Genomic DNA, 13,369 nt, shown 5'->3' with positions numbered 1-13,369 from the left:
CGACCCTGACAGGGAGCCCGGCCACTGCCTGCCTTGTCCAGACCGCCCTGCGAAGAGGAGTCCCGTGATGAAAGCCGGCTACGTCGTCATGGTCATCGTCGGAACGCTGCTCGCCGTGTCCGGCATCGGCTTGCTCGCGGGCGGGGTCGCCGTTGCAACGGTCGCGGCACAACAGGGCAGGGACGGGTTCCTGACCACGCCGAGCGGCTCATTCTCCGTGGCCTCGTATGCGATCACCTCACCGAACCTCACGACGGAGAGCGACTCAGGCACCGGGACCAGCACCCAGGCGGGGTCCGGCGGGATGCCCTCCGGGCTCGCGACCGTGATGCTCGAGGCGACGAGCGCCCGCGGCACCGGGGTCTTCATCGGCATCGCACCGCGGGCGGAGGTGGAACGCTACCTCGCATCCGTCGCGCACAGCGAGCTCACCTCCGTGAACTCCACGCCATTCCGCACCGAGTACCGCGAGGTGCCCGGCAGCAGACGTCCTGCTCGTCCGGGCAGCCAGACCTGGTGGACGGTCGCGGCCTCCGGGCCGGGAACGCAGCGCCTGGTCTGGCCGGTCGTGAGCGGCGACTGGGCCGTCGTCGTCATGAACGCGGATGCGACGCAGGGCGTTGACGTAGAGGCGCGGGCCGGCGTCCGGTCCGGCCTCTTCGTGCCTGCGGCGGTCGCCCTGTTGCTCGGCGGCGGGCTGCTGCTCGTGGCCGGGGTGCTCCTCGTGGTCTTCGGCGCGTTGGGCCTCGGGAGGCGCGACTCCGCACAGGGGCCGGACGACCACGACGGCGCTGTCGGAACGACGGGCACTGCCGGAGCGATGGGCGCTGCCGGAGCGATGGGAACTGTCGCAGCGACGGGTCCACCTGGTCCGGTCTACCCAGCCCGCCTCGAGGGCACACTGCAGCCCGACGTGTCCAGGGGATTGTGGCTCGTGAAATGGATCCTGATCTTCCCGCACGTCGTGGTGCTGTTCTTCCTCTGGTTCGCCACGTTCGTGACGACGATCGTCGCGGGCTTCGCCATCCTGTTCACCGGCCGGTATCCCCTGGCCCTCTTCACGTTCAACGTCGGCGTGCTGCGCTGGAGCTGGCGCGTCGCCTTCTACGCGTATTCGGCGCTCGGCACGGACAGGTACCCGCCGTTCACTCTCGCCCCGGCCGACTACCCAGCCGACCTCGACATCGACTACCCCGAGCGGTTGTCCCGGGGGCTTGTCCTGGTCAAGTGGTGGCTGCTCGCGATTCCACAGATCCTCATCGTGTCCGCCCTGACGAGCACCCCGACCGCTCGCTACACGATCGGGGACACGACTTATTCGACGACGACCGGAGTATCACTCCTCGGTCTCCTCGTGCTCATTGCGGGGCTGATGCTGCTGTTCACGGGCCACTACCGGCAGTCCCTGTTCGATTTCATCCTCGGTATCGACCGCTGGGTGTTCCGTGTGGTGGTGTACACCGGACTCTTCCGGGACGACTATCCACCGTTCCGCCTCGACCAGGGCGGGACCGAAACGGGGGGCACCGGACCGGGGGGAATCGACGAGGCTGCTAGGGTGAAAACGACCTGAGGAATCACGGATGCTGGCCCGACAAAGCTCGAGGCGCCTAACTGTTCCCCCTGCACGCGCCCAAATACCCCCGGTTCGCCCCGTTCCCGGCGAACCCCCCGCACGCGTGGCCCGTAAACAAGGCACATTCGTGAAACTGAGCGCCACGCGCGCGTCGAAACCGGCCGCATCCGGATATGGTGCTTTCTGGAGCACGACGAGGGGTAATGCGACGGGTATGCAACGCATTTTCAAGGAACGGGATCGACTGCTGCGCAAGGGCGCGCAGCTGACCGGGCTCGCTGGTTCCATCGCCACGTTCCTGGCGCTCCTGATACCGGGCGGCCTCGACCGGTTGGCGCTCGCCGTGAGCCTTCCCCTGCTCCTTGTCATCGTCGGCGCCCAGTACTTGCTCGGCCGCAACGGTCACCTGCGATGGGCGGCACTCCTCGTCGTCTGCGGGGTGGCCATGATCCTCGTGATCGGCTTCGTCGGCACGGGAACATCGGGACTCAACCTCGGCGAACAGGCAGTGATAGCGTGCGTCGCCTCACCCGCGATCGGTTCCATCGCCCTGGTACTCGTCACCACCTCGCGCCGGCTGATCATGCTGGGCGTCGCCTTCGGCGCGACGCTCGCGAGCGTGCTCGCTGCCGCGCGGCTCAGCACCGACGCACTCGTCCCGGTCATGCTCACGATCACCGGCTGGTTCGCGATCGCGATCGCCGGATGGTGGATCGCGCAGAGCATCCCCCGCGTCATGCAGCGCATCGCAGAAATCGGCCGTGCGCACCTCGCCGAACGGCACGCGAGCGAGCTCGAGGCCCAGCGCCGGCAGGACGCCAGGCTCCTGCACGACACCGTCCTCGCGACCCTCACCCTGCTCGCGCACTCGGGCGTCGGCGTGAGCCCCGCCGCCTTGCGTCAGCAGGCCGGCGATGACGCCCGGCTGCTCAGGCAGCTCCGGCTCGGCGGGCTCCCGACCCCGCACCGCTCCGGCGTCTACACGCTCGAACCCGCGTCGGAGTCGACCCTCGGCAGCACCCTCGAGTCCGTGAAACAGCGCTTCAAGCGGATGGGGCTCGACGTGGACTGGCACGGGAGCGGCCAGGTCCTGCTGCCGAGCACCGTTCTGGACTCGTTCCTGCTCGCCCTGGGCGAGTGCCTCGAGAACGTGCGCAGGCACGCAGGGGTCGCCCGCGCCGACGTCACGATCACGGACGACGACACGACAGTTCGTGCCATGGTGACCGACGCCGGCGTCGGTTTCGACCTCGCGGCGGTGAGCCCGGAACGCCTCGGTTTCGCCGAGTCCGTCGTCGCCAGGCTCCGCGACGTCGGCGGCAACGCCCGGCTGTTCTCGTCCCCGGGTTCGGGAACGACGGTCGTACTCGAGGTGCCCAAGTGAGCACCCGCGGCGTGACCGTGCAGCCGGAGCGCGGCATCCGTCGACCGGCCAGGCGCGCCGTCACCGAAGCCGGCCCGCTCGCAGAACACGGACGTCAGGAGCGCCAGGATCGCCGCCGCAGCTTCCGCAGGCCGGAGCGAACGGTCAAGACGACGCGCGCCAACCAGAGCGGCCTCGGTGGACGCCACCTCGGGATCGGCCTCTCCGTCGCCGGCGGCATCGTCGCGGCCTACCTGTTCTGGGAGTACGTCGAGCAGTGGCCCCGGTACACGACTCCCGTCCCGACCCTCGTGGCGTGGGTGATCCTCGTGGCGGCGACGGCGTTCGCGATCGCCGTCGTTCAGCGACTCTCCGCACGGATGCCCGACTGGCTGTTCGCGGCGGCCCTCGCGTCCGGCGCGGTCGTCATCGCACTCGACCTGGCCGGCTCGCACGCCGGCGCCGACCGGGGGGTCTTCCCGACCGCCGCCGCCGCGGTCGGGAGCCTGCTGATCGCGCTCGTGACCGTTCGGCGAGGCAGGGACGTCGTCTCTTCCACAGCCGTCCTCGGAACGCTCCTCGCCGTGTTCGCGATCACAGAGCCGCGCAGCAACCCGCTGTCCTTCGCGCCGGAGCTCGTCGCGTTCGGGCTCGCGGTGATACCCCCGCTCCTCGGCGTCGCGATCGTCCGCTCGTTCCACCGGATGGTGCAGCGCGAACTGGACCTCGTGCTCGTACAGAGCACGGTCTCCCAGCCGCGGTTCGCCGTCGGCATGCTCGCCTCCGAGGAACTCGCGCGGATCGACCTCGACGCGGAGACCTTGCTCGACGATGTGTCCAAGGGCCGCACCGCGCTCCCCCTCAACGCGGCCAAGTCGACGACCGCGTCTTCGCTCGCGACCCAGTTGCGGCTGCACCTCATCCAGGGCCGCAGGGAGACCTGGCTGTACCACGCCATCACGGAGTCCGAGTTCCTCGGCCCCTCGGTGAGCCTCAACGACCCGGCCGGGCTCGCCGGGCTGCTCGATCCCGCCCAGCGCGACGCCCTGCTGCGCACCATCTGGCTCCTGATCAGCGACACCCAGCGCCCCGAGGCATCCGTCGCCCTCTCCCTCGGTCCGATCCGCCCGACGAATGGCCTGATCGACCGGCAGAAGTTACGATTCCCCATCGAATTGGCCACCACGGGTGTGCCTCGGCGCCGGGTCGACCCCGAGACGTGGCAAGCTATCCGGGTAGTTGGCCCGCACATCGCGTCGAGCCGGGGTGGCAGTCTCCACGTGGAGATCGAGTGCAGCATTGACAATCCCGCAGATGCGTGAAATTTTCTGGTCCGGCATCGCCGGGCTTCCAGTCGGATGCACAGGCAACAGGAGGCAACAGTGACGAACATCAGCACGACGACCCGGGCGGCGGCGCCCAGTCGGGAGAATCCGATCCGGCTTGCTCTCGTGGACGACCACCGGATGCTGCTGGGGGCGTTGACGGAGTGGATCCGCGGCGCCGCAGACGACATCAACATGGTCGCCGCTGTGACGACGTGGCCGGAACTTCTCACCCACCCCGAATTCCCGGTGGACGTCGTTCTCCTCGACCTCGATCTCAAGGACAACATCCCGGTTTCGCTCAAGATCTCGACCCTCAAGACGGCCGGTGTCAAGACCGTCCTGATGAGCACGTACTCGGAGCCCGGCCTCGTGCGCGAGGCACTCGCCGCCGGGGCACTCGGCTACCTCGTCAAGAGCGAAGAAGCCGGCATGATCGTCGACGCGATCCGGGCAGCCTTCGACGGGGAGTCGTACATCTCCGCTGAACTCGACGAAGCGCTCAGCGCCGGAACGGGCGGCGGTTCGCCGAGACTGAGCGCACAGGAACGCCGCGTGATGGCTCTCTACGGTGCCGGCGAGCCCGTCAAGGCCGTTGCCCACCAGCTCGGCATCTCCGAGGAGACCGCCAAGTCCTACCTCAAGCGGATCCGCGAGAAGTACCGTCTTGCGGGCTTCGACGTCGGAACCAAGGTCGCGCTGCGGAAGCGCGCGATTCACGACGGGATCCTGCTGCAGACGGACTGAGCTCGAGCTCCCGACCCTCTGTCGGAGTCTTCCGTGACCGTCGCAGGCGCAGACCGCGCCGACCCGAGTCGCGAAAGGTTCCGACTTCGGCGTTAAACGGCGTCCGTGACGACCTCGATGAGGGCGGTGCCGTACGGCACGTGCCGTCCGTTGCGGCGCCAGGACCGGTCGATCGCGAAGCTCACGACCGCGAGCGAAAGTCCGATGACGCTCAGGACCGCGCCGATCCAGACCGGGGCGACGTAGCCGAGGCCGCCGGCGATGGCCAGGCCGCCGAGGAACGCGCCGAGCGCGTTGCCGATGTTGAGGGCCGAGTGGTTGAGCGCAGCCGCAATGGACTGGCTGTCGTGCGAGACATCCATCAGCCGGGTCTGGATGGCCGGGGACAGCCCGGCCGCCGCGCCGCCGACGAGGAAGACGCCGGCCAGGAGTCCGGGCAGGAACTGGGCGGACAGGGCAAGTCCCACCAGGGCAACGATCATCACTGCGAAGAACCCGTAGAGGGTGCGGCGGACGCTCTTGTCGGCGAGGTGGCCGCCGAGCAGGTTGCCGACGGTCATGCCGAGGCCGATGACCACGAGCACGAGCGGAACGGCGCCCGCGCCGAGGCCGGTCACCTCGATGATGAGCGGGGCGACATAGGTGTAGACGGCGAAGAGGCCGCCGAAGCCGATCGCCCCGATACCGAGCGCGAACCAGACCTGCAGCCGACCGAACGCCTTCAGCTCGTTGCGCATCGTCGCGAGCGCGTTACCCGCCTGGAACGGCACGAGCAGGATCACGGCGAGGAAGGTGACCGCGAAGACGGCGGCGACGACGAGGTAGGCGACCCGCCAGCCGGACACCTGCCCGATCCAGGTGATCACGGGCACGCCGATCACATTGGAGATGGTCAGGCCGCTGAGCACGAGCGCGACGCCGCGCGCCCGCTTGCCCGGGCCCATCAGGTCGGCAGCGACGAGCGAGGCGATGCCGAAGTAGGCGCCGTGCGGGAGCGCGGCCACGAACCGGGCCACGAGCACGAGCCCGAACGTCGGCAGCAGGGCGGAGGCGATCGTCGCGAGGGTGAACGCGGCGAGCAGGGCGAGCAGCAGCTGCTTGCGCGGCCAGCGTGCCGCTGCGGCCGCGATCGTCGGGGCTCCGACGACGACGCCGAGAGCGTACGCCGAGATCAGCCAGCCGATCTGGGCGTTCGCAGCGTCCGGCGCTGTCGCGTAGAGGCCGGGCAGGAGATCCCGCGCGAGGTTCGGCAGCAGCCCCATCGCCACGAATTCGGTCGCGCCGATGCCGAAGCCGCCGAGGGCGAGGGAGAGCAGGGCAAGGCGGATGCGGGCCGGAGACAGAATCGCCGACCCGTCGGTGGGTGGGGGCATGCGGTCCAGCCTAGGGCCGGACGGTTGCGGCGGGAAGCGCCCGGCAGCATCCGCCTGCCCGTGCGGTGCCTGCTATGCCGCGCCTCCGGCCGCCCGTGCGTTCTCGAGCGCGACCTCGAGGCGTTCGACCTTGCCGGTCAGCTCGCCGGTGCGACCGGGGCGGATGTCCGCCTTGAGAACGAGGGACACCCGCGGCCCGAAGGCGCCGACGGCCTCCGTGGCGGCCTTGACGACGGCGAAGACCTCGTCCCAGGAGCCCTCGATCGTCGTGAACATCGAGTCGGTGTGGTTCGGCAGGCCCGAGTCGCGGACGATCCGGACGGCCGCGGCGACGGCGTCGTGCACGGAACCCTCGGCATCCTGGGCTCCGGAGGGCGAGACGGAAAAGGCGACGAGCATGATTACTCCCTGGGGATGAGGATCGGGCGGTCGAGGCCGGCCGCCGGTGGGTCGTGCGGGGCGGCGTTGCCGTTCCCGTGGCGGCTGCCGTGCTGGGCGGAGCTGCTGCCGAGGGTCCACACCTCGCGGACGGCCCAGGCGAGCACGACGAACTCGAGCACGTTGCGCATGGAGAGGGCGAGCACCATCAGCGGGTTGGCGACGAGCAGCCAGTCGTACAGGTAGGGGTAGACGACCTGGGTGAGCCCGGCGATGACCGTGACGAGGATGGTCGGGGTACGCCAGCCGCGCCCTCGCAGGAGGATGCCGAGGATGGTCGGCGCGGCGAGCCAGATCACGAACTGCGGAGAGCCGACCTTGTTGACGGCCATCAGCGTCACGACGAGCGCGAGGACGAGCGGCGGGAACAGCCTCTCGAAGCTCGCCCCTGCCCGTGTCGCCCGCACCGCGATCAGCAGCACCGCTGCGATGCAGAGCGCGAGGACCGGCGTCATGAGCGCGACGGCGATGAAAGATCCTGGGCCGACGACCTGGAAGGTGAGGATGTCGTGGTCGTAGTAGATGTAGCTGCCCGGGATCCGCAGCGCGGCCTGCACCATCCAGATGGCGCCGACGGGAGACTCGATCTGGATGCCGCGGTTGGCCTGCTCGGAGATGAAGCTGAACACGCGGAGGCCGCTGCCGAGGCTGAGCGCCGTGACCACGATGACGGCGCTCGTGGCGAGGAAGGCGTAGCCGGCGCGCATCCGTTGCTTCGATGCGATGACAAGCGCCGCGATGACAGCGATCGGCCAGATCTTCACCCACGTCGCGAGCGTGAGGATCACGGTGCCCCAGACCGGCCGGGTCCGCAGCCACAAAACGGCGAGGATGACGAGCGGGGCCGTGATCGAGTCGATCCTGGCGAGCGCGATCGGACCGAGCAGCAGGAGGAAGGCCAGCCACCAGCCCGCGGCGAGGAGCGCGCGCGGCCCGCGGCGCCGGCCGGTCAGGGCCGCGAATGCGACCGCGTTGAGGAGGGTGACGATGCCGAGCCAGGTCGCCGTGTACGAGGCGGTGCCGAAGGCGAGGGCCGCGAAGATCGGCACGACGGCGAGCAGGGGGTAGACGAAGGGCGCGGTGATGCCGACGAGGGCCACTCCGCTCGCGGCGTCGGTCGCCCAGCCGAGGTAGACGACGTCGACATCGCCGAGCGGCCAGCCGATCGCGGCGAAGCAGATGTAGACGAGCCAGGCGTGCACAGCGATGAATCCGGCCCAGAGCAGGATGCGCAGGCTCGGCCCCGACGCGAACCGCACCGGTGGTTTCGGGGGGAGGGAATCGGGCACGTTCCACTTTCCCACACCCCGGTGTTCTTAACGAGACCGTCACATTCGCTGGTGGGTGCCGACGACCGCGAAAACATGCGTCATGATGGCCAGAGACAGTCATCTCGAGGAGTGGTCAATATGGTGAATCGCCGCAGGTCCCGTCACATTTTTGTGCTCGCCCTCTCCGTGGCGGGTGCGCTCCTGTTGAGCGCCTGTTCGGCAGCGAGCCCCACCCAGGGCAGCGCCCCGTCCACGAACGCGGGATCGCTGAGCTCCCCCGATCCCACGTCGTACCTCACACCGGGCAAGCTCACGATCGGAACCGGGGAACCCGCGTACTTCCCCTGGGTTATCGACGACTCACCAGCATCCGGCAAGGGCTTCGAAGCCGCCGTCGCCTACGCCGTCGCCGGCAAGCTCGGCTTCGCGAAGGAGAACGTGACCTGGGTGCGGAGCACCTTCGACGAGGCGATCGCTCCGGGGCCGAAGGCCTTCGACTTCAACCTGCAGCAGTTCTCGATCACGGCCGAGCGCGCCCAGCAGGTCGACTTCTCCTCTCCGTACTACGAGACCACCCAGGCCGTGATCACCGTCAGCACCTCTCCGGCGGCCGCCGTGACCTCGCTCGCCGGACTCAAGAGTCTCCTGATCGGGGCCGCGACCGGCACGACGAGCTTCACGGAAGCGGAGAAGCTGATCGCACCGACCCAGGGCGTGCAGGCGTTCAACACGAACGACGACGCGAAGCTCGCACTGCAGAACGGCACCGTCGACGCGATCGTCGTCGACCTCCCGACAGCGTTCTACCTCACCGGGGTCGAACTCGACGGCGGCACGATCATCGGGCAGCTGCCCGATGCCGCAGCGGGGTCCAGCAGCCAGACCCCCACCCCTGGCGCAACGCCCGGCGCCCAGGCGGGTACCGACGCATTCGGCCTCGTCCTCGCCAAGGACAGCCCACTCACCGCCGCCGTGAGCGCCGCCGTCGACGCCCTGCGCGCGGACGGAACCCTCGCGAACCTCGCCGATACCTGGCTCGCCGGCAACGCGGACGCGCCCGTCCTGAAGTGACACCGGAGGAAGGTCCAGTGGCCGGTCCCGACCTGGTCACCGACACGGTCACCGACACCGGTCGGCCGACGCGGCCGTCGAGCGCGGTCGAGCTCGGCCGCCGGGCGTACAGGCGCACGCAGACCGCCCGGTCTGTGCTGCTGAGCGCGGTGAGCACGGTCCTCTTCGCGATCGTGATCTGGGTGTTCGTGGTCAACACGCCGGGCTGGACCCGGGTACAGCAGTCCTTCTTCGACCCCGCCGTCGCGGTGAAGGCCTGGCCGCGCGTGTTCGAGGGACTGTTGCTCAACATCCGCGTGCTGCTCGTCGCCGCCGTCGGCGTGCTGATCGTGAGCCTGCTGCTCGCGACACTCCGCACCCTGCGCGGCGCGGTCTTCTTCCCGCTGCGCGCCCTCACCGCCGGGTACACCGACCTGTTCCGCGGGTTGCCGCTCATCATCGTGCTCTACCTCGTCGGCTTCGGGCTGCCCGGCCTCGGGGTGTTCCCGAAGCTGCCCTCGTATGTCTGGGGCACGATCGCACTCGTCCTGACGTACTCGGCCTATGTCGCCGAGGTGTGGCGCGCCGGGATCGAGGCGGTTCACCCCTCGCAGGTGCTCGCCGGTCGGTCGCTCGGCCTCAGCCACGGCCGCACCCTGCGCACGATCGTGCTGCCGCAAGCGCTCCGCAAGGTGACGCCGGCATTGATGAACGACTTCGTCGCGATGCAGAAGGACGTCGGCCTGATCAGCGTGCTCGGCGCCGTCGACGCGGTCAGGGCCGCCCAGATCGAGACGGCGGCGAGCTTCAACTTCACGCCGTACGTGCTCGCCGGGCTGCTTTTCGTGCTGCTCGCCCTGCCGATGATCCGCCTCACGGACTGGCTGTCCGCCCGGATGCGCCGCCGCGAGCAGGTCGGTGGGGTCGTATGAGCGAGGCAGCGGATGCCGTCGTTCCGGTCCTCCGGGTCGACGACGTCTACAAGAGCTTCGGCTCGGTTCCCGTGCTCCGCGGCATCGACCTCGTCGTGCACGAACACGAGGTCGTCGCACTGATCGGGGCGAGCGGGTCCGGCAAGTCGACCCTGCTCCGCGTGATCAACCTGCTCGAGCGCGTCGACGACGGGCAGGTCTGGCTCACCGGCCGGGACATCAGCGACCCGCGCGCGAACGCGGACGCCGTGCGCGCCAGGATCGGCGTGGTGTTCCAGCAGTTCAACCTCTTCCCGCACCTGAGCGTGCTCGACAACGTCACCCTCGCCAGCCGGATCGTGCACCGGGTGCCGCGCCGCACGGCCGAGGCGCGCGGCCTCGAGCTGCTCGACCAGATCGGCCTGTCCGCGAAGGCCCGCGACTTCCCCGACCGACTGTCCGGCGGCCAGCAGCAGCGTGCCGCGATCGTGCGGTCGATCATGACGAACCCCGAACTGCTCCTCCTCGACGAGGTGACGAGCGCGCTCGATCCCGAGCTCGTCGGCGAGGTCCTCGACCTCGTGCGGCAGCTCAAGCAGTCGGGAACGACGATCGTGATGGCGACCCACGAGATGGGCTTCGCGCGGGACGTCGCCGACCGGGTCGCGTTCATCGACGCCGGCCGGATCCTCGAGTTCGGGCCGCCGGAGCAGGTCTTCGATGCCCCGCGCGAACCCCGCACCCGCGCCTTCCTCGCCCGCATCCCGCGCCGCTGATTCGATCCGGGTCAGGGGCGGAGGAGGGCCGCGATCGTCGCGGGGATGGCCTCGGCGACATCGAGGGCCACAAGCGGGCCGCCTGCGGACGCCCGGGCCGCCGCGAGGCCGTGCACGAGCGCCGCGGTCGCCGCGAGGGCGGCGCAGGCCTCGGCATCCGCTTCGAGCGCCGCGGCGTGGGTGGCGAAGAGTGCGCCGAGGATGCCCCCGAGCACGTCCCCCGCGCCGGCCGTCGCGAGCCACGGCGGGGCACCGGTCACCGTGAGCCTGGTGCCGCCGGGCGAGGCGACGTACGTCACAGCCCCCTTGAGCAAAACGGACACGCCGAGCAGGTCGGCAGCGCGCACGGCCCACTCCCCCGGGTCCGCCGCGATCTCCGCGGGCGTCACGTCGACACGCCGCCCGGAGACCGCGCCGGAGCCCGCGCCGGAGAGCAGCCCGGCGAGCTCCCGGTAGTGCGGGGTGATCACGGTCGGGCCGCTGTGACTGCCGACGAGGTCGAGGGCGCCCGCGTCGCACACGACGGGAACCCCCTCGGCGAACGCGCCCTCGAGCGCCTCGAGCGTCGCCGGCGAGCGCTCGGAGGCGTCCATCCCGGAGCCGAGCAACCAGGCCTGCACCCGCCCCTGCGCTGTGACGATCTCGGGCCTGCGCTGCAGCACGAGGCTCGTGGCCCGGCGCGGGCCGAGGTAGCGCACCATCCCGAGCCCCGTGCGCATGGCCGCCTCGACCCCGAGCACGGCGGCGCCCGGGTAGGCGCGTGAGCCCGTGCGCACGCCGAGAACCCCCCTGCTGTACTTGTCTGCGGATGCCCCTGGCACGGCGATCCACTCTCGCGCCCGCTCATCGTCCCAGGCCTGCCATCCCGCGAAACCACTCATGACCCCACGATAGATTGGTTTGCGTGCCCCTGACCCAGCCCACCCCCGCCCAGCAGCCCGCCCAGCCCCTCGCCTTCCGCCCCCTGACCGTCCGGGGCCTGACCGTGCGCAACCGGCTCTGGGTCGCCCCGATGTGCCAGTACTCGATCCTGAAAGAGGACGGCGTGCCGGAGGACTGGCACCTCGTGCACCTCGGCGGCCTCGCGGCGGGCGGGGCCGGCCTCGTCATCGCCGAGGCGAGCGCGGTGAGCCCGGAGGGTCGCATCACCGCCCGAGACACCGGCATCTGGAACACGGAGCAGGCCGACGCCTGGGCCCACGTCGTCCGCTTCATCCACGGACAGGGCGCACGCGCCGGCATCCAGCTCGCGCACGCCGGCCGCAAGGCATCGACCTGGCCGGCCTGGGGCACCGACAGCCACGGCGCCGTCCGGCACGGCACCGTCCCCGCGGCGGAGGGCGGCTGGCCGACGCTGTCGGCGTCGACCATCCCGTTCCCCGGCTACGCGGCTCCCGTCGCCCTCGACGCCCGCGGCATCGACACGGTCGTCGACGATTTCGCCGCCGCGGCCGTCCGCGCCATCGAAGCCGGCTTCGACGTGCTCGAGATCCATGCGGCACACGGGTACCTGCTGCACCAGTTCCTCTCCCCGCTCAGCAACGACCGCACCGACGAGTTCGGCGGTTCCCTCGAGAACCGCGCCAGGCTGCTGCTGCGGGTCGTCGCGGCCGTCCGCGCGGCGGTCGGCGAGTCGCATCCGCTCTTCGTGCGTTTCTCGGCCACCGACTGGGCCCCGGGAGGCTGGACCCCGGAGGAGACCGCCACCGTCGCCGGCTGGACGCGCACCGCGGGCGCCGACTTCTTCGACATCTCCTCCGGCGGCAACGTCACGGGCGTGCAGATCCCGCTCAGTCCCGGCTACCAGGTGCCGCTCGCCGCGTTTGTGAAGGGCGAAGCGGATGTCCCGGTGAGCGCGGTCGGACTCATCACGACCCCGGCGCAGGCCGAGGAGATCCTCGCGAGCGGGCAGGCCGACGCCGTCATGCTCGCGAGGGAACTCCTGCGCGACCCGCACTTCCCGTTGCGGGCAGCCCACGAACTCGGGGCGACGATCGACTATTGGCCGCCGCAGTACCTGCGCGCCCGCTGGCCGGAGGCCTGAGCGCCCCACCGACCCGGCGCTCACTCCGGCCAGGCGCTCAGGGCGCCTGGCCCTTCACGCCGTCTGGCCATTCACACCGGCTGGGACACGCAGATGAAATTCCCTTCCGAATCCCGGAACCAGGCAGCCTTGCCCTCGGAGTCCGTTGCGATGCCGTTCTCGGTCTTGAGTCCCGGCACGTCGTACTCCTCGAAGACAACTCCGCGGCTGCGCCGCGCGGCCATTTCGGCCTCGAGGTCGTCTGTCATCCAGCCGAGCGCGGTGTTCCTGGCCGTGCCGGCGTTCTCGGTTTCGTAGACCTGCACCCTGGCCCCGGACGGCGTGCGGTAGACGAGCCCGTGCTCGTGCTCCTCCGCCGGTTCGAGCCCGAGCTTGTCCCGGTAGAACTCCCTCGCGCGCTTCAGGTCCTTCGCCGGCAGTACCGAATAGGCTTCCAACTGGCTCAACATGAGTCTGCCTCACTTTCTTTCGGCGCACATTTTACGCCCGTGAGCA

Annotated in this window: 13 protein-coding genes; 8 read left to right on the top strand and 5 right to left on the bottom strand. The window is 70.1% G+C overall.

Annotated elements, in window-relative coordinates; all coding sequences use genetic code 11:
• Positions 1 to 67 precede the first annotated feature (67 nt).
• From E3O50_RS15290 to E3O50_RS15275, 4 genes are all read left to right on the top strand, one after another.
• Positions 68 to 1,573, top strand: a complete 1,506-nt coding sequence (locus tag E3O50_RS15290) for a DUF4389 domain-containing protein (RefSeq protein WP_241975500.1) — start codon at positions 68 to 70, stop codon at positions 1,571 to 1,573.
• A gap of 217 nt (positions 1,574 to 1,790) precedes the next feature.
• Positions 1,791 to 2,960, top strand: a complete 1,170-nt coding sequence (locus E3O50_RS15285) for an ATP-binding protein (RefSeq protein ID WP_134560616.1) — start codon at positions 1,791 to 1,793, stop codon at positions 2,958 to 2,960.
• Positions 2,957 to 4,261 (top strand): hypothetical protein, encoded by a 1,305-nt coding sequence (locus E3O50_RS15280; RefSeq protein WP_134560614.1) that lies wholly within the window; start codon positions 2,957 to 2,959, stop codon positions 4,259 to 4,261. The genes E3O50_RS15285 and E3O50_RS15280 overlap by 4 nt, the downstream gene beginning before the upstream one ends.
• Positions 4,262 to 4,330: 69 nt before the next feature.
• On the top strand, positions 4,331 to 5,011 hold the full coding sequence (locus tag E3O50_RS15275) for a response regulator transcription factor (protein WP_255454140.1): 681 nt from the start codon (positions 4,331 to 4,333) through the stop codon (positions 5,009 to 5,011).
• 92 nt (positions 5,012 to 5,103) lie between these two features.
• Here E3O50_RS15275 and E3O50_RS15270 read toward each other — a convergent pair whose 3' ends face one another.
• From E3O50_RS15270 to E3O50_RS15260, 3 genes are all read right to left on the bottom strand, one after another.
• A complete protein-coding gene (locus E3O50_RS15270) occupies positions 5,104 to 6,384 on the bottom strand; it encodes an MFS transporter (RefSeq protein WP_134560610.1) in 1,281 nt (426 codons plus the stop codon).
• A gap of 72 nt (positions 6,385 to 6,456) precedes the next feature.
• A complete protein-coding gene (locus E3O50_RS15265) occupies positions 6,457 to 6,783 on the bottom strand; it encodes a thiamine-binding protein (RefSeq protein ID WP_134449780.1) in 327 nt (108 codons plus the stop codon).
• 2 nt (positions 6,784 to 6,785) lie between these two features.
• Entirely contained in the window at positions 6,786 to 8,111 is a 1,326-nt protein-coding gene (locus tag E3O50_RS15260) for a glycosyltransferase family 87 protein (protein ID WP_166787412.1), read from the bottom strand.
• A 120-nt stretch (positions 8,112 to 8,231) separates the two neighbouring features.
• On the opposite strand from E3O50_RS15260, the gene E3O50_RS15255 reads away from it, so the two are divergent.
• From E3O50_RS15255 to E3O50_RS15245, 3 genes are read left to right on the top strand one after another with little or no spacing between them, the layout of a single operon-like run.
• The gene (locus tag E3O50_RS15255) at positions 8,232 to 9,164 is read left to right on the top strand and encodes an ABC transporter substrate-binding protein (protein WP_134560608.1); all 933 of its coding nucleotides are present in this window, start codon (positions 8,232 to 8,234) and stop codon (positions 9,162 to 9,164) included.
• Between the two features lie 32 nt (positions 9,165 to 9,196).
• Positions 9,197 to 10,075 carry an amino acid ABC transporter permease gene (locus tag E3O50_RS15250; RefSeq protein WP_134560666.1) on the top strand — a complete coding sequence of 293 codons (879 nt, stop codon included), beginning with the start codon at positions 9,197 to 9,199 and terminating at the stop codon, positions 10,073 to 10,075.
• Positions 10,072 to 10,830, top strand: coding sequence for an amino acid ABC transporter ATP-binding protein (locus E3O50_RS15245; RefSeq protein ID WP_134560606.1), 759 nt, complete (start codon positions 10,072 to 10,074; stop codon positions 10,828 to 10,830). The genes E3O50_RS15250 and E3O50_RS15245 overlap by 4 nt, the downstream gene beginning before the upstream one ends.
• An 11-nt stretch (positions 10,831 to 10,841) precedes the next feature.
• Here the strand turns inward: E3O50_RS15245 and E3O50_RS15240 are convergent, their stop codons facing one another.
• Positions 10,842 to 11,711, bottom strand: a complete 870-nt coding sequence (locus E3O50_RS15240) for an ADP/ATP-dependent (S)-NAD(P)H-hydrate dehydratase (protein WP_134560604.1) — start codon at positions 11,709 to 11,711, stop codon at positions 10,842 to 10,844.
• A 29-nt stretch (positions 11,712 to 11,740) separates the two neighbouring features.
• Here E3O50_RS15240 and E3O50_RS15235 point away from each other — a divergent pair, with 29 nt between their 5' ends.
• Positions 11,741 to 12,874 carry an NADH:flavin oxidoreductase/NADH oxidase gene (locus E3O50_RS15235; RefSeq protein WP_134560665.1) on the top strand — a complete coding sequence of 378 codons (1,134 nt, stop codon included), beginning with the start codon at positions 11,741 to 11,743 and terminating at the stop codon, positions 12,872 to 12,874.
• Positions 12,875 to 12,945: 71 nt separating this feature from the next.
• Here E3O50_RS15235 and E3O50_RS15230 read toward each other — a convergent pair whose 3' ends face one another.
• A complete protein-coding gene (locus tag E3O50_RS15230) occupies positions 12,946 to 13,323 on the bottom strand; it encodes a VOC family protein (RefSeq protein ID WP_134560602.1) in 378 nt (125 codons plus the stop codon).
• Between the last annotated feature and the right edge of the window lie 46 nt (positions 13,324 to 13,369).

Source organism: Cryobacterium sp. MDB1-18-1 (assembly GCF_004402735.1).
Classification (GTDB): Bacteria; Actinomycetota; Actinomycetes; order Actinomycetales; family Microbacteriaceae; genus Cryobacterium; species Cryobacterium glucosi.
This window is presented reverse-complemented; position numbering and strand designations above follow the sequence as displayed.